This is a genomic window from Amycolatopsis sp. NPDC043885 (assembly GCF_056435685.1).
Genome location: NZ_JBWKEA010000013.1, coordinates 1 through 25,119, shown reverse-complemented (window position 1 = coordinate 25,119; position 25,119 = coordinate 1). Strand labels below are relative to the sequence as shown.

Annotated in this window: 15 protein-coding genes; 12 read left to right on the top strand and 3 right to left on the bottom strand. The window is 71.5% G+C overall.

Going from position 1 to position 25,119, the window contains the following annotated elements; all coding sequences use genetic code 11:
• The first annotated feature begins 27 nt into the window (after window positions 1-27).
• The 9 genes from AC069I_RS30140 to AC069I_RS30100 are packed head-to-tail and all read left to right on the top strand — an operon-like array spanning window position 28 to window position 19,228.
• The gene (locus tag AC069I_RS30140; RefSeq protein WP_478266941.1) at window positions 28-3,831 is read left to right on the top strand and encodes a non-ribosomal peptide synthetase; all 3,804 of its coding nucleotides are present in this window, start codon (window positions 28-30) and stop codon (window positions 3,829-3,831) included.
• Window positions 3,828-10,169: an SDR family NAD(P)-dependent oxidoreductase gene (locus tag AC069I_RS30135; protein ID WP_478266940.1), complete on the top strand. Its 6,342-nt coding sequence runs from the start codon at window positions 3,828-3,830 to the stop codon at window positions 10,167-10,169. The genes AC069I_RS30140 and AC069I_RS30135 overlap by 4 nt, the downstream gene beginning before the upstream one ends.
• Complete coding sequence (locus AC069I_RS30130) at window positions 10,166-11,668, top strand: ABC transporter substrate-binding protein (RefSeq protein ID WP_478266939.1); 1,503 nt, start codon at window positions 10,166-10,168, stop codon at window positions 11,666-11,668. The genes AC069I_RS30135 and AC069I_RS30130 overlap by 4 nt, the downstream gene beginning before the upstream one ends.
• Entirely contained in the window at window positions 11,665-12,624 is a 960-nt protein-coding gene (locus AC069I_RS30125; protein WP_478266938.1) for an ABC transporter permease, read from the top strand. Before AC069I_RS30130 ends, AC069I_RS30125 begins: the two co-directional genes overlap by 4 nt.
• A complete protein-coding gene (locus AC069I_RS30120) occupies window positions 12,621-13,397 on the top strand; it encodes an ABC transporter permease subunit (RefSeq protein ID WP_478266937.1) in 777 nt (258 codons plus the stop codon). The genes AC069I_RS30125 and AC069I_RS30120 overlap by 4 nt, the downstream gene beginning before the upstream one ends.
• Window positions 13,394-14,791 carry an ABC transporter ATP-binding protein gene (locus AC069I_RS30115; protein WP_478266936.1) on the top strand — a complete coding sequence of 466 codons (1,398 nt, stop codon included), beginning with the start codon at window positions 13,394-13,396 and terminating at the stop codon, window positions 14,789-14,791. Before AC069I_RS30120 ends, AC069I_RS30115 begins: the two co-directional genes overlap by 4 nt.
• Window positions 14,776-16,143 (top strand): class I SAM-dependent methyltransferase, encoded by a 1,368-nt coding sequence (locus AC069I_RS30110; protein WP_478266935.1) that lies wholly within the window; start codon window positions 14,776-14,778, stop codon window positions 16,141-16,143. Before AC069I_RS30115 ends, AC069I_RS30110 begins: the two co-directional genes overlap by 16 nt.
• On the top strand, window positions 16,140-17,264 hold the full coding sequence (locus AC069I_RS30105; protein WP_478266934.1) for a class I SAM-dependent methyltransferase: 1,125 nt from the start codon (window positions 16,140-16,142) through the stop codon (window positions 17,262-17,264). Before AC069I_RS30110 ends, AC069I_RS30105 begins: the two co-directional genes overlap by 4 nt.
• Entirely contained in the window at window positions 17,261-19,228 is a 1,968-nt protein-coding gene (locus AC069I_RS30100) for a condensation domain-containing protein (protein ID WP_478266933.1), read from the top strand. The genes AC069I_RS30105 and AC069I_RS30100 overlap by 4 nt, the downstream gene beginning before the upstream one ends.
• Before the next feature lie 8 nt (window positions 19,229-19,236).
• Here AC069I_RS30100 and AC069I_RS30095 read toward each other — a convergent pair whose 3' ends face one another.
• Window positions 19,237-20,166, bottom strand: coding sequence for an NAD(P)/FAD-dependent oxidoreductase (locus AC069I_RS30095; protein WP_478266932.1), 930 nt, complete (start codon window positions 20,164-20,166; stop codon window positions 19,237-19,239).
• Window positions 20,167-20,258: 92 nt separating this feature from the next.
• On the opposite strand from AC069I_RS30095, the gene AC069I_RS30090 reads away from it, so the two are divergent.
• Entirely contained in the window at window positions 20,259-21,341 is a 1,083-nt protein-coding gene (locus AC069I_RS30090; RefSeq protein ID WP_478266931.1) for a saccharopine dehydrogenase NADP-binding domain-containing protein, read from the top strand.
• Between the two features lie 3 nt (window positions 21,342-21,344).
• On the opposite strand, the gene AC069I_RS30085 is transcribed toward AC069I_RS30090, so the two are convergent.
• A complete protein-coding gene (locus tag AC069I_RS30085) occupies window positions 21,345-22,412 on the bottom strand; it encodes a hemolysin family protein (RefSeq protein ID WP_478229945.1) in 1,068 nt (355 codons plus the stop codon).
• Window positions 22,409-23,722 (bottom strand): hemolysin family protein, encoded by a 1,314-nt coding sequence (locus tag AC069I_RS30080; RefSeq protein ID WP_478266930.1) that lies wholly within the window; start codon window positions 23,720-23,722, stop codon window positions 22,409-22,411. The genes AC069I_RS30085 and AC069I_RS30080 overlap by 4 nt, the downstream gene beginning before the upstream one ends.
• A gap of 163 nt (window positions 23,723-23,885) precedes the next feature.
• On the opposite strand from AC069I_RS30080, the gene AC069I_RS30075 reads away from it, so the two are divergent.
• On the top strand, window positions 23,886-24,284 hold the full coding sequence (locus AC069I_RS30075; RefSeq protein ID WP_478266929.1) for a MerR family transcriptional regulator: 399 nt from the start codon (window positions 23,886-23,888) through the stop codon (window positions 24,282-24,284).
• Window positions 24,285-24,374: 90 nt separating this feature from the next.
• Window positions 24,375-24,938: a VanZ family protein gene (locus AC069I_RS30070; protein ID WP_478266928.1), complete on the top strand. Its 564-nt coding sequence runs from the start codon at window positions 24,375-24,377 to the stop codon at window positions 24,936-24,938.
• Window positions 24,939-25,119: the final 181 nt, after the last annotated feature.

Below are 25,119 nucleotides of genomic sequence, written 5' to 3'. Positions count from 1 at the left end.
GTTCCCACGACCGTGAAGGAGATCTGGGTGAGCGCGGTCCCGGCTGAGGCAGCAATCCCCCTCGACGACGTGATCGAGGCGGTCGCCGAAACACTCGACATCGCGCCCGCGACGGTCGGCGCGGACATCCCGCTGATGGCGTTGGGCTTGGAGTCGTTCACCGCGGTGCGGTTGCGGCGGCTGCTGCTGGACACCACCGGGGTCACCCTCGCGCTGACCGACTTCCTCGACCAGGCCACGGCCCGGTCCGTCGCCACCGCCCTCGATGACCGGGCACGGCAGGACGATCCGGAACCGCGCGACGAGACCTTCCCGCTCACGCCCATCCAGACCGCGTACTGGGTGGGACGCGATCCGGCGTTTCCGCTCGGCGGCGTGGCCACCTTCTACTACCGGGAGTTCGAGCGCGACACACCGCCCGGCGAGGACGAGGCCGCTCTGCTGGGTGCCGCGTGGAACACCCTGGTGGAGCGTCATTCCGCGCTGCGCATGGTCGTCGACGCGGACGCCACCGGCCGGGTGCTCGCCAAGGTGCCGCCCTACCGGATCCCGGTGACGGACCTGAGGACACTGCCTGATCCCGACGCGGCGCGGGTCGCCGACGAGCTACGCGACGAGTGGTCCCACCAGACCCGGCCCACCGGCTGCTGGCCGTTGTTCGACCTCCATGTCGTACTACTGCCCGGGCAGCGCACCCGGGTGTGTGTCGGCGTGGACGTACTGGCGCTCGACCTCGCGGGCTGGATGCAGATCATGACGGAATGGGGTGCGCTGGTGGCCGACCCCGCCGCCGCGCTGCCCGAACCCGGCACCACGTTCGCCGAGTTGGCGCGCCGGCGGGCCGCGCGCCCGCCGGGCCCGGAGACCGAACGTGCCGGCCGCTACTGGGCCGACCGCACCCTGCCGCCGGGTCCCGCGCTGCCCACGGTCACGGACGTCGCCACGATCGGCGCGCACCGGTTCAGCAGGCGGGCCACCGAGCTGGACGCCGATCACTGGGCGGCGGTCAAGAAGACGGCCTCGTCGCACGGGGTCAGCCCGACGGCGTTGCTGCTGGCCGCGTACGGACTCACTCTCACTCGATGGGGTGCCATCGCGGCTTTCTGTCTCAACACCACCCTGTTCGACCGCCCGGATGATCCCGAGCTGGCGCATGTGGTCGGCGACTTCACCTCCACGGTGCTCGTGCAGATGCCCGTATGGGAACCGAAAACCGGCTTCGGCGCCTACGTGCGCGCAGTCAACGAGCAGTTCTGGTCCGATATGGACAATCGCGAGGTGGACGGCATGCAGGCCGCCCGCCGGAGTCCGGCCTCGCTCGGCGCGCCGGAGCATCCTGTGGTGTTCACCAGCGGGCTCGGCCTTTCACCCGGCGGCGACACCCCGGCCGGCTGGCTCGGCACCGAGGTGTTCGGCATCTCGCAGACGCCTCAGGTCCTGCTCGACCACATCGTCTACGAGGAGGGCGGCCGCCTTCGCGTGTGCTGGGACAGCGTCGACGGCGCCTATCCCGCGGGCCTCGTCGACGGCATGGCCGACGCGCATCTGCGTCTGCTGAGCACGCTGGCCGATCACCCGGATCGGTGGTCGGACCCGACGCTGGGCTGGATCCCCGCTTTCGCGCCGCACGCCACGTTGGACGCCGCGCCGTTCGGCGAGGCGGGCCCGCTGCTGGACGACCCTCTGCGCGCCGCCGCACGGGACATTCCGGAGGCGCCGGCGCTCTTGGCCGCCGAATCCGCGTTCAGCCACGGCGAACTCCTCCGCGCGGCCGAGGTGATCGGGCACGGGCTCACCACGGCCGGCGTCGGCCCGGGAGACCTCGTCGCGGTCTCGGCGCCCAAGGGCCCGGCCCAGATCGTGGCGATGCTCGGGGTGTCCGCGAGCGGTGCGGGCTACGTCCCGGTCGAACCGGCCTGGCCGGCCGAGCGCGTCGCCTCGGTGTGCGCGCAGGCCGGGATCGGCCACGCGCTCGTCACCGACGACGTCGAGCTGAGCTGGCCCGGCACCGTCGAGGTCCACCCCGTCGTCCTGGACGCCGCGGCCGGCACCGCCGGTCAGGCGAACCGTCCCGCGCCGGACGACCTCGCGTACGTGATCTTCACTTCCGGTTCCACGGGAAAGCCGAAGGGTGTGGCGATCGAGCACCGCGCGGCCCGCACCACGATCGACGACCTCGTCGACCGGTTCCCCCTCACCCGCGACGACCGGATGCTCGCTCTCTCGGCGTTCAGCTTCGACCTGTCCGTGCACGACGTGTTCGGCGTGCTCGGCGCCGGCGGGGCACTCGTCCTGCCAAGCGCCGACCGCCAGCGCGACCCCGGGCACTGGCTCGAGCTCATGGCCCAGCACCGCGTGACGTTGTGGAACACCGCACCCGCGCTGCTGGAAATGCTCGTCGAATACGCCGAGATCGATCCCGGCCTCGCCGACCGCGCGCTGCGGTCGCTGCGGCTGGTCTTCCTTTCCGCCGACTGGATTCCCGTGACGCTGCCCGATCGGTTGCGCGCCCTCGCACCGCACGTCGAGATCGTCAGCCTCGGCGGCGCGACCGAGGCGTCGATCTGGTCGATCTGCTACCCGATCGGCGACGTCGATCCGGACTGGCGCAGCATTCCCTACGGCCGCGCGCTACGCGGGCAGAGCTTCGACATCCTCGACCCGGCGGGCCTTCCGGTGCCGGTCGGTGTGCCGGGCGAACTGCACATCGGCGGCGACGGCCTGGCCCGTGGCTACATCGGCGACCCGGAGCAGACCGCGCAACGGTTCGTGCGGCATCCGGTACTGGACCGCAGGCTCTACCGGACCGGGGATCTCGGGCGGTGGCGTCACGACGGGACGATCGAATTCCTCGGCCGCGTCGACCGGCAGGTCAAGATCCGCGGCCACCGCATCGAACTCGGCGAGATCGAGTCCGTGCTCGACCGTGCGGACGGCGTCCGCAAATCCGTGGCACTGTCCGTACCCGGCCCCGACGACCGGCCGCGGCTGGTCGCCTTCCTCGTCCCGGCGGACACCGGGCGAATCCCGGACACCGCGGAACTCGCGGCACACCTGCGGACCAGGGTCCCCGAGTACATGGTGCCATCGCGGTTCACCGTGCTCGACCGGTTCCCGGTGACGGCGAACGGCAAGATCGATTACGCCGCCCTGCCCAACCCCTACCGTCGCACCGAACCCACCACCGCCACCAAACCGTCCACAGTGGACCAAGAGGAACCCGGCACCCCGCGGACCTGGCTTACCGAGGCCCTGACGCGCGCAGCAGGCCTGGGGCTCGAGGTGTCCCTGACCGTCTCCCCCGGCACACTCACCCCGGCCGACGCACTGGCCTCGGCCGCGGAATGGAGCCGCCGTACCAGGGCGGCGTCCGCGGCCCACGGCATCGACCTCGAGGAACGGCTCAGCGCGGACGGCCTCTTGAACCTCGCCCTTCCCTCGTCCACAAAGGACGCCGCGCCTACCCCGAACGCCGCGGCGGCACCACCCGAACCCGAGCGACGAGAAGCAGCACCGGTGGCCGCCAGCCCCGAGCTGGAGGAAACCGTGTTGGGGGTGTTCCGGTCCCTGCTCGGCTCCGGTGTCGACGCCACGACCGCGTTCTTCGAGCTCGGTGCCACTTCCCTGACACTGGTGCTGGCGCACCGGCAGCTCGTCGCGCACGGATTCGACACGCTGACCGTGGTCGACCTGTTCGGCCACCCCTCCGTCCGCGCGCTCGCGGCGTTCCTGGCACCGCGCCAGAGCCCGTCGCCCGTCGAAGCGTCGGCACCTCCGGCACCGCGTGGACGCCGCGCCGCCCGGCAGCAGGCCGAGCAGGTCGCCCGATGATCGCGATCACCGGACTCGCCTGCCGTTTCCCCGGCGCGGTGGACGCCGCCGCGTTCTGGGACCTGCTGCTGGCAGGCCGCAGCGGCCTCACCCGGTTCGGCCCGGACGAACTGCGCGCGGCCGGAGTGCCCGAGGACCTGGCCACCGTGCCCGGGTACGTCCCGGTCGGTGGGCTCATCGACGGCCAGGACATGTTCGATCCCGAACCGTTCGGGCTCACCGACGCCGAAGCCGCGCTGATGGACCCGCAGCAACGGCTGTTCCTTCAAATGTCCTGGCAGGCCCTGGAGCAGGCGGGCCATGGCGGCGGCATCGGCGCGGGCACCGTCGGCGTCTACGCGGGCGCGTCGCAAAGCGCCTACCTGGCCAGCAATCTCGGCAGGCGCTGGGATCCGACCGGCGGCGGAGCCGATCCGGTCGGAAGTCTGCGCACGGCGATGGCCACGCACGGCGACTACCTGCCTTTGCAGGTCGCGTACCGGCTGAACCTGACCGGGCCCGCGATGTCGATCACCAGCACCTGTTCGAGCTCGCTGGTCGCGGTGCACATGGCGGCCCAGGCACTGCTGGCCGAGGAATGCGACACCGCGCTCGCGGGCGGGGCCTCGCTCATCGTGCCGCAAGGGCACGGCTATCTCCACGTGCCGGACGGGATCTACGCCGAAGACGGCGTCGTCCGGCCCTACAGCGCGGACGGCACCGGAATCGTCTACACCCAGGGCGTCGGCGCGGTCGTGCTGCGGCGGCTGGCCGACGCGCTGGCCGACGGGGACCCCGTGCTCGCGGTCCTGCACGGCTCGGCGGTCAACAACGACGGGGCGGTCAAGGCGGGATTCACCGCGCCGTCACCGCGGGGCCAGGCCAGGGTCATCGCGGAAGCGCAGACGGTCGCGGGCGTCGCGCCACGCCAGGTCGGTTACGTCGAGGGCCACGGCACCGCGACGGCGCTCGGCGACCCCATCGAAGTCTCGGCCCTGCGCACCGTGTTCGGGCCGAGCGACCAGCCGTGGTGCGGGCTTGGCTCGGTCAAGGCGAACATCGGGCACGCCAACACCGCCGCCGGGATCGCGTCGTTGATCAAGACCGTGCTCGCGCGGTCCCACGGTGTGCTGCCCCCGGCACCGCATTCGGAGCCGGTCAACCCGCGGCTCGGACTGGCGGGTTCCGCCTTCGCGCTCTCCGGTGATGCCCGGCCGTGGCCCGCGGACGCGGAGTTCGCGGGCATCAGCTCCTTCGGTATCGGCGGCACCAACTGCCACGTCGTCCTCGGCCCCGCACCGGCGCGGCCACCGTCCACACCGGACGAACGGCCGCAGATCCTAGTCGTGTCCGGGCAGACCGATGCCGCCACCCGCCAGGCGGCCCGCGATCTGAGTGAGCATCTCCCAAGCCTCAAGGACTCCGCCGACCTCGCGGACCTGGCACACACCCTGGACGAGGGCCGGACCCGGCACAGCAGGCGCATCGCCGTCGTCTGCGCGCCCGCCCGGATCGACGCCGCCGCGGCCGCACTGCGTGAAGCGCGGCCTGTACCGGCTTCCCGCCCCCGGGTGATCTTCGCGTTCCCAGGAGCGGGAAGCCAGTACCCGGGCATGGGATCGGCGCTCTACGCGAGCGAACCGGTGTTCGCCAGGACGGTCGACACCTGCGCCGAGCTGCTGCTTCCCCTGACCGGCCACGACATCCGGCACGTACTCGACGGCCGTGAACACCAGGTCCGGGACGCGGCGATCGGGCTGCCCGCGTTGTTCGCGGTCTCGCTGGCCACCGCGCGGTTGCTGGAGTCGTGGGAGGTCCGGCCGGACGTCGTGCTGGGGCACAGCCTCGGCGAGTACACCGCCGCCGTGGTGTCGGGAGGGCTCGCCCTGCCGGACGCCGCCCGGCTGGTGGCGGTGCGCTGCACCGAGGTGTCGCGTGCCGCCGGCGGCGGGGCGATGCTGTCGCTGGACCTCGCCGACGTCTCCGGCCTGCTGGCGGCACATCCGGATGTCGACCTCGCCGCGCTGAACGGGCCCGCCGGATCCGTGGTGTCCGGTCCGGCAGGCGCCATCACGGCGCTGGAAGCCGAAGCGACCGCCGCGGGAACCCGGTGCCGACGGCTGCACGTCGACACGGCACTGCATTCCCGGCTCGTCGACCCCGCGATCCCCGCCGTCCGTGCCGCGGCGGCGAAGCTCGCCGCCACCGCCCCGGAAATCCCGATGGTCAGCACGCTCACCGGTACCACGGTCACCGATGAACTCGCGACGGCCGAACACTGGGCGCGACAGCTGCGGGACCCCGTCCTGTTCTCCCCAGCCCTGCGGGCCGCGCTCGATCCGGCGCCGGCCGTACTGGTCCAGGTCGGTCCCGGCAGCAGCCTGGTGACGCTGGCCCGTGCACACGGCGACCCGGCGCTACTCGATTCGGCCATCACGCTCGACCACGACCGCGCAGACCTCGAAGCCGAATCCGCTCGCGCCGCCGTCGCCCGCTTGTGGGCGTATGGCGGGAAAGTCAGCCTCGGCGCGCAACGTCGCGGTCAGCGTGCACGTGTCGCCGCGCCCGGGTACGCCTTCCAGCCCCGGCGGCTCTGGATCGACCCACCTGCCGGACCGGTGACGCCTGCCCGTGCTCCCGGGCTCCTCCGGCTGCCCCGGTGGCGTCAGCTTCCCCCGCTCTCCGGCACGACGCCGACGGGCCGCTTCCTGCTGGCCGCCGATTCCGCGTCACCGGTGGCCAACGCACTCGCTATGTCCACAGTGGAGGATCACGAACCCGGAACACCTATCGACGGCGTCGTCGTGCTGACCGCACCCGGGCAGGACGTGAGCGATGTCGTCCTCGCACACGCCGAGCTCGCGAGGAAGCTCAGCGGGATGACCGTGCCGAAGCTGCTGGCGGTCACTTTCGGCGCGGACCGGGTCGAAAGCCTCGACGCGGTGGCGGCCGGCGCCGCCGCGGCCCGTGCGCTCAGCCGCGTCCTAGCCCAGGAACATCGCGGGATCCGGTGGCGCACGGTGGATCTTCCCCCTGCCACTGACCCGGACCTCGCGGCGAAAGCGATACTGGACGAACTCGCGGATCTCGTCCGGTCGCCGGACGAACGCGGCGGGCAGATCGCCTGGCGATCCGGCGTCCGCTGGCAACGGGACATCGAGCCCTGGCCGCTCACCCCGCCGTCCACGATCGTCCAGGGACCGCGGCGAGCCGTCGTGTCCGGTGGTCTCGGTGACGTCGGACTCGTCGTCGCTGAACGCCTCGCCCGGCGTGGCGCCGCGGTCGTGATCACCTCGCGGCGCCCGGTCGCCGACGTGCCCGACGCGGCCCGGACCCTCGACGCGCTGAAAGCCGACGGCCTCGACATCCGGACCAGGACGCTCGACGCGTCCGATGTGGACGGTTGGCGCGGCCTGCTCGCCGAACACGAGCCCGACGTGATCGTGCACGCCGCCGGAGCGGCCGCCACCACCCGCGCCGTTCCGCTTCGCGACATCACGCCGGACCACGTCACCGCGCAGCTGCGGGGCAAGGTCGGTGGTGCACGGGCACTCCAGGCGGCCATCGACGCGCTGCCCGAGGCGTCCAGGCCCGGCCTGGTGGTACTGATGTCCTCGGCCGCCACACTGGTCGGCGGGATCGGCACCGGCCCGTACGCGGCGGCCAACGCCGCGCTCGACGCGCTCGCGACCGCCAACACCGGCTGGACGAGCGTCGTCTGGGACGGCTGGAGCGTCGGGCCCGGCGGCGCGGACCGGGAAGTGGCCCTTCGCGACGCGCTCGACGCCGCGACCGGCGGCCGGGCCTTCGACCTGGTACTCGACCGGCATCTCGCCGGATCCGTGCCGCCGGTCGTCGCGGTGTCCCGCACTGATCTCACCGAACGCATGGCCGCCGCGGCGTACACCGCACCGGGTGAGCCGGGTGAGGCCGGTGTGTTCGCCGACCCACTGCAGGAGCGGATCGCACGGCTGTGGAGCGACCTCTTCGGCGTCGCGATCACCTCGCCGGAAGCGGATTTCTTCGCGCTGGGCGGCCATTCCCTGCTCGCGACCGGCATGCTCGCCGCCCTCACCCAGGACCACGGTGTCCGGCTGCGGCTGGCCGATCTGCTCGCCGCCCCGACCGTGGCCGGGCTGGCGAGCCTGCTGCGAGCGCGCGACGTCACTCCCCCATCGCCCCGGACTCCGGCTCCGGCGGCCCACGCCGAGCCCGATTCCTTTCCGCTGACCCGGGTCCAGCACGCGTACTGGATCGGCCGCGACGGCGGCTACCGCTGGGGGGACGTGCCGTGTCACTTCTTTCTCGAGTACGACTGTGCCGAGCTGGACCTGGCGCGTTACGAGGACGCGTGGAACAAGGTGATCGCCCGGCACCCGATGCTGCGTTCCATCGTGGACTCGCAGGGCCAGGCGCGGGTGCTGCGCGATCTGCCGCGGTACCGGATCCGCACCCACGATCTGCGTTCACTGTCCGAAGTGGACCGCAACCGTCGCCTTTCGGCCATCCGCGATCGCGTCAGTCTCAAACCCGGCCCCGCCGACCGCTGGCCGCTGTTCACGGTCCAAGCGGCCCTGCTGCCCGACGGCCGGACCCGCTTGTTCCTCGGCGTGGACGTGCTCATCTGCGACGCCGCGAGCTGGTGGATCGTCGATCGCGACCTGCACGCCTGCTACACCGATCCCACCCGCGTGCTCGAGCCGGTCGGGATCCACCCCGCCGACTGCGTCCAGGCGCTCGAAGCACGACGTGACGGAGCGGACGGTGCCCGCGCCGCCGAGTACTGGCGTGCCCGGCTGACGGCGATCCCCGAGGCACCGTCCATCCCCGTCGACGAGGACGCCACCGCGGGCCGCTTCGTCCGGCACGCCGCGACACTCGACACCGCGAGCTGGGAACGCTTACGGCGGCTCGCCGCCGAGCACCGCGTCACCCCCACGGCCGTCCTGCTCACCGTGTACACCGACGTGCTCGCGGCCTGGTCGGGCCGGGACGCGTTCAGTGTGATGCTCACGCTGTTCGACCGGCCGGACATCCACCCGGACGTCCCGAACGTCGTCGGCGACTTCACCTCCCTGGTCCTGCACGCGACCGAGGAGGCTGACATCGGCACCTTCGCCGAACGGGCCCGTCGCACCCAGCGGCGGCTGTTCGACGACCTCGACCACCGCGAGTTCTCGGCGCTGGACGTGCTCGCGGAGAAGTCCAGCGCCCAGGGCGAGGTCGCCGCCGTGCCCGTCGTGTTCACCAGCGCGCTCGGGCTGACAGAGGTCATCGGCGCCGGCCACGACCCGCGCTGGATCGGCCGGAAGGTCGCCGCGCTGAGCCAGACCCCGCAGACCCTGCTCGACCACCAGGTGCTCGAAGAGGGCGAGGAACTGTTGCTGCAATGGGATGTCCTCGACCCCGTGGTGCCGCCCGGGCAGGTCGCCACCGCGATCGCCGACCACGTCGCCCGGGTCAAGCGACTCGCCGACGATCCGGCGTCGTGGACCGGCGGATCGGAGGCGCCGGTGGAGGACGCCGACATCGCGTTGCTGCTGCGGGAAGGCACCCCGAACGGCCGGACGCTGTTCCTGCTGCACCCCTCCGGCGGGGACGTGCTGTGCTACACGGAGCTGTCCCGGCTGATCGACGGAGAGACCACCGTCGTCGCCCTGACCGATCCCGGCCTGTCCGGTGGCGACGCGCCGGACAGCGTGGACGCACTGGCCGCGCTATACCTCGGTGTCATCCGCCGCCACCAGCCCGACGGCCCGTATCTGCTGGGCGGCTGGTCGATGGGCGGCGATCTGGCCCAGCGCGTGGCCTGCCTGCTGCACGAGACCGGCGAGCGCACCGAACTGCTGGTACTGCTGGATTCCAACGAGCCGAGTCACATCACCGATGTCCAGGGCGGCGCCGCCGAGATCCGCCGCCGCTACCTCGCGTCGCTGGCGGGCTATCTCGACACGGAACTCGTCGCCGACCAGGAGCCCACTCAGTCCGAAGTGGACACTGTGTTGGGGGAGCACGGATTGCTTCGCGCGGGCACCAGCGCCGCCGCACGCGTCGAGGTGTTCGCGCGGCACCTGCGAGGGCTGGCCGCCTACCGGCCACCGCGGCTCGGTGACCCGGGAACCCGCACCCTGATCATCAAGGCGGGGCAGCGGTCTCCGGTCAACTCCGGTATCGGCATGGGCGTCGACGACGTCCCCGGCGATCCCGCCGACCTCGGCTGGACGCCCCTCCTCACCCGGCCGCCCACTACGTCCACAGTGGACGCACACCACTACGCCCTGCTACGCGGCGAAACGGTCGCCGCGATCGCGGCGCTGATCAACGACGAACTCACCCACCTCGAAAGGCCGACCCCTTGACCCGCGTTTCCCGCCGCCTCGCCCTCCTGGTCGCGGCCACCCTGACGGCCACCGCCTGCACTTCGGGCAACGCCACCCCGGCCTCGGGGGATCTCCTGCGCTACGCGGCGGTCGGCTCGGCGGCCACCGCGAGCAACGACCCGCACGGCGGGCTCGGCAACGAATCCGACGCGCTGCGGTTCGCCCTGCTCTACGACGTGCTCACCGTCGCGGGCCCCGACGGCACCACGGCGCCCCGGTTGGCCACCGCTTGGGAACCGGACGCCTCGCTGACCAGGTGGAAGATCACCCTGCGCGCGGACGCCACGTTCAGCGACGGCCGGAAAGTGAGCGCCGCAGACGCGTTGTACTCGCTGCGCCGGATGCAGGCCAAGGCGGCCGAGAACTACGGCCGGATGGCGATGTTCGATCTGGACGCCTCCCGCGCGATCGACGCGTCGACGCTGGAGCTGCGCACGCGGACGGCGTTCGCGGCGGTGCCGGAAGCCCTGCAGTCGGCGACCTTCGTGGTGCCCGAAGGCACGACGGACTTCAGCACGCCCGCGCCGGGCTCCGGGCCGTACCGGATGACCGGTGGTGACCCCGCCAACGCCGTCCTCGAACGCAACGACGGCTGGTGGGGAACGAAACCGCCGACGAAGCGGATCGAGATCCGCGCGCTGGCCGACCCGCAGGCCCGCGCGGACGCGGTCCGTTCGGGGCAGGCCGACGTCGCGGGCAGTGTCAGCCCGGCCGCGGCCGCGCAGGCCGAACGCGCCGGGACACAGGTGGTCCGCCGTCCCGCGGTCACCACCTACCCCGTGGTGATGCGGCTCGACCGGGCGCCGTTCGACAAGCCCCAGGTGCGCGAAGCCGTCAAGCTCGCCACCGACCGCCAGCAACTCACCGACACCGTGTTCGGCGCGTACGGCAAGGTCGGCAACGACCTGCTCACCCCGGCCGATCCGAGCAGCCCTCAGCTCCCTCAACGGGTTCGCGATCTCGATCGGGCCCGTGCGCTGATGGCCGAAGCCGGGTTCCCGGGCGGTGTGGACGTCACTTTGCACACCACGACCGCCTACCCCGGGATGGACTCCACCGCGACGCTGCTCGCCCAGCAACTCGCACCGATCGGCCTCAAGGTCACCGTGAAGGTCGATCCGCCGGAGAGTTTCTGGACGAAGACCTACGCGCAGGCCGACTTCTACGTCAGCTATCTCGGCGGGATCGGCTTCCTCGACGTCTCCCGCATCGCGCTGCGCGCGGCCTCACCCACCAACGAGACCGCGTGGAACCGCCCTGACTGGGAACGCGACCTCGATGCCGCGCTCGCCGACCCCGACACCACGCGCCGCACCCAGTCTTTCGTTGTCCTGCAAGGGAAACTTCGGGACGAGGGCGGCTACCTCGTCTGGGGAGTCGGGGACGGGCTCGACCTGTCACGTCCCGGCGTCGGCGGCTTGCCGACCGGGCTCGGGTTCGCGCGGCTGTTCATCGACCAGGTCCGGATCACCGCGTGAGTGCTCGTTCGTCGTTGGCCCGCACGGGGAGCCTCGTGCTGGTGCGGGCCGCCGCGACCGCCGTCGTGGTCTCGGCCGTGGTGTTCGCCGCGGTCAATGCCCTGCCTTCGGACGCGGCCGAGACCCGGACCGGGAACCGCGCGGACGCGGAAACCCTGCGGCAGCTGCGGGAAACCCTCGGACTGGACGCACCGCTGTGGCAGCGCTGGGGACAGTGGACCGCGGCGATCCTGCGCGGTGATTGGGGACGTTCGCTCGTCACCGACCGGCCGGTCGCCGATTTGCTGCTGCCCCGGCTCGAAGCCACGGCCGTGCTCACGGGGGCGTCGGTGCTGCTCGCGTTGCCGCTCATGTTCGCGCTCGGCTGGGCCATCGGCGGCAGCAGGCCCGGCTGGGCACGGCGGTGGGCCGCCCTGAGCACGACCGTCTCGTCGATCCCGCAGGTCGTCGTGGTCGCCGGTCTCGTCCTCGTCCTCAGCGCGCTGCTCGGCTGGCTGCCGCCGGTATCCCTGCTGCTGCCCGGCGGGTCGCCGCTGGACCGGCCGGACCTGCTGGTGCTGCCGTCGCTCGCGCTCGCCCTGCCCGCCGCGGCGTGGGGCGGCGGACTGCTCGGTGGCGCCGTCGCGGACGCCTGCGCGGCACCCCACGTCCGTGACGCCGTGGCGCGGGGGGTCACCGGCCTGCGACTGCACGTCCGGCACGTGCTGCCGTTCGTGCTGTCCCCCGCGATCCGCGCGGCCGCGACGCTGACCGCCGGCACCGTCACCGCGGCGGCCGTCGTCGAAACCATGCTCGGTTACCAGGGGCTGGGCGAATTACTCGTCACCGCGGTCGCCGGCCGGGACACACCGGTCGTCGCGGCGGTCGGGTTGATCGGCGCGCTGATCGTCGTCGCGGGCACCGCCCTGGCGGACCTCGCGGCCACGGCCGCCGATGTCCGGCGGGAACGGCGATGAAGACCGGCTGGTTCACCGCGGCGGCGCTCGCGGTCGTCACGCTCGCCGGAGGCCTGCTGGCACCACGGGATCCGGCGGCCGTCTCGGGTGCGCCGTTCACGCCACCTGGGCTCGGCCACCTGCTGGGCACCGACGTGCTGGGCCGGGACGTGCTGTCGCGGTCGCTGGCGGGCGGGGCGGGCCTGGTGCTGCTCGCGGCCGTGGCGGGGGCGCTCGCCTGCGTGGCGGGTGTCGCCGGTGGACTGGTCGCGGGCTGGAATGACGGCCTGCCGGGGAGGCTGATCACCGGACTCGCCGATGTCCTCGTGGCGCTGCCACTGCTGCTGGTCGCGCTCGTACTCGCGGTGGCCGTGCCCGGTCCGGTCGCGGTCGTCGTGGCCACGGTGTGCGGCGGAGCGCCGCTGACGACGCAAATCGTCCGCGACACCACCCGCCGGACCCGTGCGGCGGGCTGGGCCGACGCCGCCCGCTGCCGGGGCGAGCACACCGCGGTGCTGCTGGTGCGGGAAATGGCTCCGGCCATGGCCGGGCTGATCGTGGCCGAGGCGGGCCTGCGGTTCGTGCTCGGGCTGCAACTGGCCTGCACGATGACACTGCTCGGGTTCGGTGCCCAGCCGCCAGAGCCGGACTGGGCGCTGATGCTGCGCGAAAACCTGCCAGGGGCCGCGGACAACCCCGCCGCCGTGGCCACGCCGGCGCTCCTGCTCGCGGCGCTGGCCTGCCTGGTCACGTGGGCGCTGCGAGCACGCCGCCGGGAACCGGTGATGGCATGACCCCCGCGGAGCTGACCGTGCGCGGCCTGACCGTCCACAACGGACTCGGCCATACCGTGCTCGACGACGTCAGCCTGGACGTACCCGCGAACACCGTGGTGGCCGTGACCGGCCCGTCCGGCAGTGGGAAGACGACCCTGCTGCGGACGATCCTCGACGTCCTGCCGCCCGGGCTGCGCAGGGTGGACGGCGAAATCACGTGGGCCGGGTCACCGGTGCCACCCGGCCGCTCGTCGGCCGCTTGGCGACGCCGGGCCACCGGCCTTCTCGGCCAGGACCCGGCGGGCACCATGAATCCTCTGTGGACGGTTGAGCGCCTGGTGTCCGAATCGGGTGGGAGCCAAGTCGACGAGGCGCTGCTCACCGCCGGACTGGACCCCGCCACGGTCCGGAGGAAACGGCCGCATCAGCTCTCCGGCGGGCAGGCTCAGCGAGTGGCCCTCGCCCGGGCGATCGCCGGTCGTCCCCCGCTTCTGCTGCTCGACGAACCGACCAGCGCGCTGGACGCGGACGCCGTCCGCCGCGTGGCCGGCGTGGTCCGCCGACGTCGCGACGAAGGTATCGGCGCCACCCTGATGATCTCGCACGACCGTGAGTTCGTGGCCGCGCTGGCCGATCGCGTGGTCGATCTCGGCTCGCCGCCGCTCGTCCTGCCTTCGTCGCCCGCACGACCGCCGACCACCGAAGCAGTCCTCACGGTGTCCGCAGTGGGCATCGAGCGACCCGTATCTCTGGTCCGTGACGCGACGTTCACTGTGCACGGTGGCGAACTGGTCGCGCTCGTCGGCGCGTCGGGTAGCGGGAAGACGACGTTGTTGCGGGCGCTGGCGGGACTTCACGATGTCCACACCGGACAGATCATCCTGGACGGCCGTCCGCTGCCGTCGCTTCGGACCCGAGACAGGGACCAGCTGCGCGCGATCCAGTACCTGGCTCAAGATCCGCTCGACGCCCTCAACCCCGCACACCGGGCGGTCACCGCGATCGCCCGCCCCGCCCGGGTCCTGCGCGAATTCTCTCGTCACCAGGCCCGTTCGGCGGCGGAGGAGCTCCTGACCGCCGTCGGGCTCGACCCCGCGACCGGACGACGACGTCCCGGCGCGCTGTCCGGCGGCCAGCGGCAACGTGTCGTCCTCGCCCGCGCGCTCGCCACCCGGCCGCGGCTGCTGCTCGCCGACGAACCGACGTCGGCACTCGACGACGAGACCGCCGAGACCGTGCTCGGGCTGCTGGCCCATCACCGAGCCGACGGTATGGCCGTCCTGGCCGCCACCCACGACCCCCGCGTCGTCCGCCACGCGGACCGAGTCCTGCGGCTGCACGACAGCCTGCTCGCCGAAACCGCGGTGAACCCGCGCGACGAAGGAGGAATCACCCTGTGCCCGAACCGCTGACCAGGCCCGACACCACACTCTTCGCCACGGCGGCGGCGAAGCTGCGCGCCCACCCGTGGATCGGCCATGCCGAGCCCACGGACTCGGGCGTACGGATCCATCCCGCCGCGCATTTGCTCGCGACGACGCCGGCGCCGGGCGCGCTCGTCACCGAGTACCTCGAGCACTGGAGCGAGGTCTACCAGCTGACCTATGGCGCCGCTCCCCGCGATGTCCCCGGGGACCTCGACCTCAGCGGCTGGCGGGCTTCCGACACCGGCGAACCGCTGCCCACCGTCCATATGCGACAGTGGGTGGAGCGCACCGTCGACCTCATCGCGGGCCTGCGGCCGGAGTGGATACTGGAGCTGGGTTGCGGCACCGGCATGCTCCTGCACCGGCTCGCTCCCCACGTCCGGGGCTATGTCGGCACCGACGTCGTCGCCGATTCCGTCCGCCCGCTCCCCTCCGTACCGGGCACCGTGAAGACCGTGCGCGCGGCCGCCCACGAAACGGACGCTCCCGTGGTGTCCTCCGCGATGACCACCGCCGGCTTCCCCGTCGCGGGGCCCGACTGCGTGGTGCTCAACTCCGTGACCCAGTGCTTCCCCGACACCGGCTATCTGGACGCGGTAGTGCGCGCGGCCGTGCGCACGGTGGCCCCGGGCGGGTATGTGGTGATCGGCGACAACCGGCACGCGGGGCTGCACACCGATTTCAGCACGTGGGTCGAACAGCGGCGCGGCGCCGGTCCCGAACTCGGCGACCGTGCCGCGGCCAGGGCCGCGAGGGACGAGGAACTGCTGTTCGACCCCGTCGCGCTGGCGCGGATCGCCACCAAGGCCGGTGCCGACGCCGGGCGCGAGATCCGGATCGCGACATTTCCCAAGCTCCTCGACGCGGATTCCGAGCTGACCCGCTACCGCTTCGACTGCGTTCTCGCGGTCGATCCGGGCTTCCCGTCGACCGATCCCCGCCCACTGCGCTGGTCGGACGTCGCGGACCGGCTGGACACCGTGCTCGACGGCTCCGGCGTCCGGATCCCGGACATTCCCAACGGCGCGCTCCCCGACGCGCCGGGATCGTCGATCACCGCCGCCCGGTTGGCCACGCTGGTGGCACGGAACGACGCCCGCGTGACGCTGGCCGCCCACGATCCCCGGCTGCTCGAGGTGGTGTCCCCCGCCTCGGCTGCCTGGCGCCCGGCCGCCGAAGTCGCCGCCCTGCCCGGCGGGAACACCCACGAACCCTTGCGGCGCTTCACCCTGCAGCGGATGCGTGCCACGGCCCGCGCCTGTTTGCGCGACCTGCCCGACGCCCACGGTGTCACCGTCGAGGTCGACCCCGTTCCGTACCCGGCGAGCACGTCGTGATCGCCGCGGAACCCTGCCACCGGACCGGTCTGGCCGCCATCGACGGCGTCGACCTCGCGGCCCTGCCCGAGGCGATGCGCGGGCTGGACGACGCGGCGACGAACACCATGGCGGCCACGCTCCGCCGGGCGGGGCTGTTCCGACCTGGCGTCAGCCACCGCCCCGAGCAGATCGTCCAGCGGCTGCGGGTCGCCGAACGGCACCGCTGGATCGTCCGCGGCTGGCTGCGTGCCCTGATCGGCCACGGGAAGCTGCGCGCGTCGGAGGACGGCACGGTGCTGCGTGACCTCGCCCCCGCACCCGCGCATCCCGCGCCACTGGCCGAATTGTGCGCACGGCTGGGCTATCCGGCCGAGGTGAGCGGGTTCTTCGACGCCACCGCGGCGCGGCTGCTCGAGCTGCTACGCGACGAAGTCACCCTGCAGTCCGTGCTCTTCGGGACCGACAGCATGGCGACCGCGGACGGTGTCTACCGCGAGAACGTGATCAACAGCTACCTCAACGCGGCCCTCGTGGAGGTCCTCCGTACGGAATCGCCCGCGACGCCGCGCATCCTGGAACTCGGCGCGGGTGTCGGGGCCACCGCGATCCCCGTCCTGAGTGGACTGACCGGCGACCTCGACTACCTGTTCACCGACGTGTCCCGTTATTTCCTCGACAGCGCCGAAAAGATCCTGGCGCACGACGAGCGGGTGCGGTTCGGCGAACTCGACATCAACGACCCCGGCACGCACTTGGTCGAGCCGGAATCCTGTGACGCCGTGATCGCGGCGAACGTCCTGCACAACGCCGTCGACGTCCGTGCCGTTCTCACCACGGTGCGGTCCTGGCTGCGGCCCGGCGGGCTGCTGCTCGTCGTCGAGTCCTGTGGCGACCTCCTCCAGGCCGCGGTCTCCATGCAGTTCCTGATGTCCCCGGCCGCCGGTCGTCCCGCCGCGGGCTCGGCGGATCTGCGCGCCGGGAGCGACCGGATCTTCCTCACCCGCGACGAATGGCTCGGCGAATTCCGCCACGCGGGCCTGCGGCCACTGCTGGACCTGCCCCGTCACGACCACCCGCTCAGCACACTCGGCCAGTCGCTGCTGGCCGCCACCCCTTCGGAACCTGGAGCACTCTCATGACCACCACCCTTGACCACCGGGAGCCCCTGGCCGAGATCTGGGGCAAGCTGCTCGGGCTCGACCCCGCCGAGGTCCCGCACGACGCGGGTTTCCTCACCCTCGGCGGCGATTCCGTGCTCGCCGTGCGCATGTCCGCGCAGGTCCGCAAGCAGCTCGGCGTCGTGCTCGCGCTGTCCGACATCCGCGTCGAGATCACCCTCACCGAGCTCGCCGAGCTGATCGCCCGACGCGCCACCGGCGGCGGCCGGGCCCTGCCCGTGGAGGTCGCCAAGCGCGCCGACCCGGACGAGCCGTTCCCCCTGCTTCCCCTGCAGCAGGGGTACTTCGTCGGCCAGCAGGACGGCTGGGAACTGTCCTACCCGTCGGCGCACCACTATGTCGACATCGGACTGTCCGAAGTGGATCCCGACGACGCACCGGAAGCGCTGCAGGACGCGCTGCGTCGCCTGGTCGTGCACCAGCCGACGCTGCGGGCCCGCGTGCTGCCCGACGGACGGCAGCGGATCCTTCCCGCCGACGATCCGGCCACTGTGCCCGGCCTCGTCGTCACCGACCTTCGCGGCGTCCCGGCCGATGACGTCGCACGCTCACTGGCCTCCCTGCGGCACGAGATGAGCACGAACGGTCCCAATCCCGGCGAACGCCCCGGGATCGACATCCGGCTGACACTGCTCGACGACGGCAACGCGCGGCTGCACTGCGCGGTGAGCCTGCTCATCATCGACGGCTGGTCGTCCAATGTGTTCTATCGCGACCTGTTCGCACTGGTCGCCGACTGGAACGCCACCCTCGCACCGCTGGAGGTCGACTACGGCGACTACGTGACGTCGGTTCGGCGGCTGCCCGGCACCGCGGCGTGGGAGGCCGACCGCGACTGGTGGTTCGACCGGCTCCCCGGTTTCGGGCAGCCACCCGCGCTGCCGCTGCGTCTCGACCCCGCCGAGGCGCGTCCCGATCTCATGGCCACGACGCAGCAGACGCTGGACGCGCCGACCTGGGCCGCCGTGCGAGCACAGTGCGCCGCGCACGGCGTCACCCCCTCCGCGGCCGTGTTCACCGCCTACGCGTGCGTTCTCGCCCGTGCCGCCGGGCATCGCGTCATGCTGCTGAACTCCTTGCAGCTCAACCGGTTGCCCCTGCATCAGGACGTGCACCGCATCATCGGCGCGTTCGCCTCGACCATGCTGATCCCCGTCGAGCTGGACGCTTCGGCTTCCTTCGCCGACCTCGCGCTGGCATGCCAGCGTCAGTTCGGCGACGCCGCCGCGCACAACCTCGTCAGCGGTGTCGAGGTGTCCCGTGAGCTGGGCAGGCACCGCGGAACACACCGGCCGGTGGCGCCCGTGGTCTTCCAAAGCACCCTCGGCATGGACGCGGCGATGGGCCAGCGGCTGCCCGGGGACGCCGGGCCGCTCGGGGTGATCGACATGCACGACCACCACCAGCAGCTGCGCACCCCGCAGGTCGCGCTCGAAGTCCGGCTGTTCGAACTCGACGACACCATGACCGCGGTGTTCTCCTACGTCGAGGAGATCTTCGAACCCGGCCTCATCACCGGCATGTTCGCCGAACTGCTCGACCACGTCCGGACGCTCGCCGAGCCGGGCACCTGGGACTTGCCCGTCCCGCTGCCCGGCCGGGAACATCCCGATCCGGCTCCGGACACCCTGGTATTGGGCCGGTATGCGCGATCCGACACGGCGGAGGCCGAGGAATCCGGCCCCGCGCGTGACGACGTGGAACGCCGGATCGCCGCGCTGTGGCAGGAAATCCTCGACGTCGCGGAAGTCGACCGGGCCGGGAACTTCTTCACGATGGGCGGGGACTCGCTGCTCGCCGTGCGCGCACTGGCCCGCGTCGCCCGCGAGACCGGCACCGCGGTGAGCGTCCGTGACTTCCTCGCCTCACCGACCATCGCGAGTGTGGCCGCCCGGATCCGCGCCGCACGGCCACATTCGACGTGAACCGGCCGCTAGGCCTGTTCCGCGCCGGCCAGTCCGGCGCGGAACAGGCCCTGCTCCAGCCAGACCGCCGCGCGCACTCCGTCGGCGGCGGCCTGGCTGACCAGCGTCAACGCGTCCGGCAGCGCGGGCAGCCTCGCCAGGTCTCCCGCCGCGGACACCCCGGGCACCGTGGTGGCCTGGAACTCGTCGACCCGGACACAGCCGTCCTCGAAGATCTCGCAGCCGAGGTCGGCGGCGAACGGCGCGCCCTGGCGCGTCGGGGCTCGGTGGAACAGTGCCTCGCGGCGCACGACCTCGCCCCCCGCCAGATGGACCTCCACCGCGTCCAGCTCACCGGCGACCCGCTCGACGCGGTCCTTCCGCACCGGGATCCCCGCCTTGTCCAAGCGGGCCAACGCTTCGGCGGGCAGCTCGTGCGCGCCGTCGGTCAGCACCACGACGTCCTTGCCGAACCGGTCGGCGACGTACAGCCCGAGCATCACCTGCGGCACGTCACGGCCGAGTACGGCGAGGGTCTTGCCGGTGGTCTCGTAACCGTGGCAGAACGGGCAGTGGAACACGCACTTGCCGAACCGCTCGGCCAGTCCCGGGATGTCCCAGGGCTCGTCCACCTGCCCGGTGGCGAGCACGAGCCGCCGTGCCCGCTCGACGCGGCCGTCCGCCAGCTCCACGCGGAAATCGTCCAGTTCCCCGGAAACCGCCGTCACCCGCGCGGTTTCCAGCCGGACCGCTTCGTAGCCGGACAGTTCTTCCCGGCCGGCACGCAGCAGCTCCGCCGGGGAGAACCCGTCCCGGCTCAGGAACATGTGCACGCCGTCGGAGGGAGCGTTCCGCGGCTGCCCCGCGTCGAGCACCAGCGTCGAACGTCTTTGCCTGCCCAGCACTTGCGCGGCACTCAACCCCGCGGCCCCGCCGCCGATCACGATGACATCGAACACGGTCACACTCCCTCAACCCAGGTCCTGATAATGACTATCACTATCAGAAATAGCCTGGGTGGTCGACGCCCCCACTCAGAAAGGTCCTGGCAATGACCATCGCGATCCTCGGCGGCTACGGCGCCGTCGGCGCCACCGCGGCCCGGCGGCTCGCCGCCGGCAATCCGATCCGCGTCGGCGGCCGGAACCTTCGGTCCGCGTCCGCGTTGTGCGAAGAACTCGGTGAAAACGCATCCGCGCACACCGTCGATCTGACCGACAGCCGTTCCCTGGCCACGTTTTGCGCAGGCGCCACCGTCGTCCTCAACTGCGCCGGCCCGTCGTATCGCGTCCTCGACACCGTCGCACTCGCCGCCCGTGCCGCGGGCGCCCACTACGTCGACGTCGCCGGAGACCAGCCGTTGTTCCGACGACTCAGCGCATTGCCGCCGTCCGATCGGCTCGCCGTCATCTCGGCAGGCGTCATGCCCGGCCTGACCGCGATCCTGCCCCGGGGACTGCTCGGCGACGATCCCGCACGCACCGGCATCGACCTGCACGTCGGCGGCCCCGTCCGGATCACGCCGGTCTCGGCACAGGACATCCTGCTGGCCACCGGCCCCGACTTCGGCACGCCGCTGGCGTCATGGCGTGACGGCGAAGTCGTCCGCGGCTCCGTGAGTCCACAATGGAATATCAACCTCACCCACTTCGGCCCCGCTGTGCACGCCCTGCCCTATCTGACCACTGAATCCGCGGACTTCGCGCGACACCACGGCATCGGCGAGCTCCGGACCTACTCGGTGTACGTGTCCGAACGAATCCCGACCACACTGGCCACCGCCTGGGCCGAATCTCCCGACGACCCCACCACCTGGGCCGGAGAGCTCGCCAAGGCCGCGACCGAAGACCTCTCCGAACACACACCCCGCTACACGATCCTCGTGCGACGCCGCGACCTCGACCAACGGAAACCGCCGGCTTGGCGGCTGCTCCAGACCACCGACCCGTACCGCTTGAGCGGTGTCGTCGCCGCGCTCACCGTCCAAGCCGTCCTCGCGAGCAAGGCGACCAGTCTCCACCCGGCATGGCGATTCCTCGACCCGCAGGAGACCTGGACCGCCTTGGCCGCCGATCCGCTCTGTCACACCGAAACGCACGGACCGGCTTGTCCGGCGCCGCAGCTCAGGGCTTGACCATCAGGACTTTCCTCCGGAGGACAAGGTCGCGGGCACGGGTTTGTCGGTCTCGTCGTAGAAGTCGCCGATCAGTTCCTCGAGCAGGTCCTCGAGCGCGGCGATGCCGACCACGCGATCCTCGCTGTCGGCGACCAGCGCGAGCTGAGCACGGTCGGCGCGCATCGCGGTGACCGCGAGCGCGACGGGCAAGTCCGCGCGGAGGGTGAGGGCGTCCGCCATCAGGTCGCGAGCAGTCGCCTCGCGGCCCGCGGCGGTGGCGCGCACGGCTTCGCGGATGTGCACCAGGCCGACGTACCGGCCGCGCAGGTCGGTCACCGGGAAACGGGAGCGCCCGGATTCCCGGCTGAGGCGCTCGATCGCTCGCACACTGCTGTGCTCGCTGACGGCCAGCGTCTCTCCGATCGGCACCATCACCTGTGCCACGGTGGTGTTCTGCAGTTGCAGCATCCGAGTCAGCATCCGCTGCTGAGCCTCGGGGATCAGGCCGTGCTCACCGGACTGGCGGACCAGCAGGCGCAGGTCGTCCGGGCGATGAGCCTGGGCGAGTTCATCCTTCGGCTGGACCTTTCCCCAGCGCAGCACCGTGTTGGTCACCCCGTTGAGTCCACTCAGGACCCAGCGGACCGAGTGCGCGAACGCCCGGAACGGCAGCGCCAGCAGCACCGCGGACTGCTCGGGGTGGGCGATCGCCCAGGACTTCGGAGCCATCTCACCGACCACCATGTGCAGGAACACCACCAGCACCAGGCTGATCGTGAACGCGATCGCGTACGACACACCCGACGGCAGACCGGTCAGGCCCAGCAGCGGATCGAGCAGGTCAGCGACGGCGGGTTTGGCCAGTGCGCCCAAACCCAAGGTGCACAAGGTGATACCCAGCTGCGCACCGGCCAGCATCAGGGACAGCTCGCGCATTCCCGCCAGCGCCGCGCGAGCGGCACGGCTGCCTTCCGCGCGTTGTTCGAGCCGGTGCCGTTTCGCGGCGATGAGCGCGAACTCGGCGGCCACGAAGAACGCGTTCGCCACGAGCAACAGCAGTGAGATCAGCAACGACCACGTGGTACTCATCGCGCTTCCTCCCGGCTCGCGACGGGAACGCTGAGCAGGACGCTCGCGGGGACGTTGCGCGTGACCCCGGCGACCCGCAGCCGCACACCGTCGATCTCGATTTCGTCGCCCGTCCGCGCGATCCGGCCAAGCCGGCTCATCAGCAGTCCGGAGACGGTGTCGTAATCGTCGCCCTCGGGCAGTTCGACCCCGGTGACGTCCGCGACCTCGTCGAGGCGTATCCGGCCGGGCATCCGCCATTCCCCGTCACCCGCGGCTTCGATGCCTTCTTCCACCAGGTCGTCCTCGTCGAGGATGTCACCGACGAGTTCCTCGGCCAGATCCTCCAGCGACACCACGCCGGCGAAGCCGCCGAATTCGTCGACCACACAGGCCAGCTGGCGATGCTCGGCGCGGAGACGCTCCAGGACCGAAGGCAACGGCAGCGACGACGGCACGACCAGCGCGGGCGAGGCGATCTCCCCGACCGGGGTGCTCGCACGCTTGTCCGGTGCCACGGCCAGGACCTCGGCCAAGCCGGCCACACCCCGCAGGTCGTCCAGGTCCTCGCCGTACACCGGGAACCGGGAATGTCCGGTGTCCAGCATTTCCACGACGCGCACGGCCGGTTCCCCGGCTTGGATCGCGTGCACCGAGACGCGCGGGGTCATGGCCTGTTCCGCGACCAGGTCCCGGAACCCGAGTCCGTGTTCGAGCAATGTGGACAGTTCGGCGTCCAGATGTCCCTGGCCGCTCGCTTCGGCGATGATCTGGCGGAGATCCTCCGGCGTGGCGCCCTGCGGCAGCTCTTCCACCGGTTCGATCCCGATCGTGCGCAGCAGCCGGTTCGCCGCCGCGTCGAACAGCCGGATCACGGGGCCGATGATCTTCAGATACATCAGCGTCGACGCGGCCAGCGCCTTCGCCAGCTGTTCGGGGCGGGCGATCGCGAAGTTCTTCGGCAGCAGCTCGCCCAGCACCATCTGCACCACGGTGGCGAAGATCAACGCCAGGGCCATCGATACCGACACCGTGGCGGCCTGCGGCAACCCGGTCAGGCCGAGCAAACCGGTCAATCCCGTTCCCAGCAAGGGTTCCGCGACGTAGCCGGCGAGCAGGGCGGTCACGGTGATCCCGAATTGCGCGCCGGAGAGCATGAACGACAACCGCTGGGTCACCGTGACCGCTCGCGCGGCGGCCTTGTCGCCGTTCTCCGCCATCTGCCGCAACCGGCCCCGGTCCACCGCCATGTACGCGAATTCCTGGGCCACGAAATAGCCCGTGGCGACCGTGAGCAACACGATCGCCAGCAATCCGGTGAAGATCAACACGGCGCACCCGCCGCGGACCTGAGAGAAATGTTCAGCCGGGTCGTCTCACCCGGCCGCGTACTGCAACTGTCTATGTCGGAGCCGTCCAAATCGGCATCATCAGGCATACTTCACACTAGCACGTGCGACTGTATGGTTGCGCTGTCCCGGAGGAGGTGGCGTCATGGCCGAAGGCCTGCTGAAAATCGGCGAACTCGCCACCCGGGCAGGGGTCAGCACCCGGACCGTGGACTACTACACCGGCTTGGGACTGATCGCCCCCGCCGAACGCAGCACGGGCAACTTCCGGCTGTACAACGCGACCGACGTCGACCGCATCCAGCTGGTACAACGCCTGGAACTCCAGGGAGTTCCCTTGGACGAGATCGCGGCCGCGCTCACCGGCCGGCAGGCCGACGTCGCCGCGATCCTCGCCCTCGTCGACGTTGATCTGCGCGCCCTCCACGCCGCCGCCGAGAGCGCCTCCCCCGAAATGCAGGGCCTACTCGCGACGATCGCCGCCCGGGTCCACTCGCTGATCACCATCGCCCTGCAGATCCCGCCGGACCTGTTGCTGCCCTGACGGCCGCCCACCACACCCTCGACACTGACATGATGGCCGCGAACTTTCGGGCGGAGCCATCACGACGCGCATGCAGACGAGGGAGTCGCGGTGACGATCTTCGGTACCGACTTGCCGGTCTCGCTCCGGACCGGCGCCGCGCTTGTCCTCGGGGCCGGTCTCAGCGTGCTTGCCGCACCGAGGCTGGCCGCCCGAACCGGGTGGCACAAGAACGCGCTACTGGCCGCGCTCTTGCTGCTCACCGGTTCGCTGGCGGTTTCCCTCACTCCAGGGGCCGAGTCGCACCGCGGCGACTTCCATCGCTGCCTGCCAGGCGAATCCCCCTACCTGGTGCACGGAACGCTGCATTCGACCGGCGGGCTCGTCGGTGTCGTCACCAGCCTGCTCGCGTTGTTGCCTGCCACCTGTTTCGCGGTGTTGGCCACGAGACGTGTCCGGGCGACCGCTATCGCGGCCTTCGTGATTCCGATGATCGTCGAGAGCGCCCAGACGATGATTCCCGGCAGGCATTGCAGCGCCCCCGATCTGACCTTGAAGATCGCCGGTGGCCTCCTCGGGGTCGGGATCGGCTACCTCCTGCTGCACCGCAGGGACCGCCACGGATCCGAGAGCCCGCGGTCCGGCCGTCCGACTTGGCTGCACCCACCCATCTGACGTCGTGTCATTCCTTCGTCGCCGAGGCGGCCCGTTCCCAGGCCGACTTGCGCAGCAGCCGCAGTCCGTTGAGGCCGACGATGACCGTGGACCCTTCATGCCCGGCCACGCCGAGCGGCAAGGGCAGATGGCCCACCAGATCCCACACCACCAGAACACCGATGAAGGCCGAAGCTATGAC

Coding starts and splice junctions, on each gene's coding strand:
- AC069I_RS30100 (WP_478266933.1), top strand. CDS start 17,261: ATGACCACCACCCTTGACCACCGGGAGCCCCTGGCCGAGATCTGGGGC.
- AC069I_RS30085 (WP_478229945.1), bottom strand. CDS start 22,412: ATGAGTACCACGTGGTCGTTGCTGATCTCACTGCTGTTGCTCGTGGCG.
- AC069I_RS30120 (WP_478266937.1), top strand. CDS start 12,621: ATGAAGACCGGCTGGTTCACCGCGGCGGCGCTCGCGGTCGTCACGCTC.
- AC069I_RS30090 (WP_478266931.1), top strand. CDS start 20,259: ATGACCATCGCGATCCTCGGCGGCTACGGCGCCGTCGGCGCCACCGCG.
- AC069I_RS30115 (WP_478266936.1), top strand. CDS start 13,394: ATGACCCCCGCGGAGCTGACCGTGCGCGGCCTGACCGTCCACAACGGA.
- AC069I_RS30075 (WP_478266929.1), top strand. CDS start 23,886: ATGGCCGAAGGCCTGCTGAAAATCGGCGAACTCGCCACCCGGGCAGGG.
- AC069I_RS30135 (WP_478266940.1), top strand. CDS start 3,828: ATGATCGCGATCACCGGACTCGCCTGCCGTTTCCCCGGCGCGGTGGAC.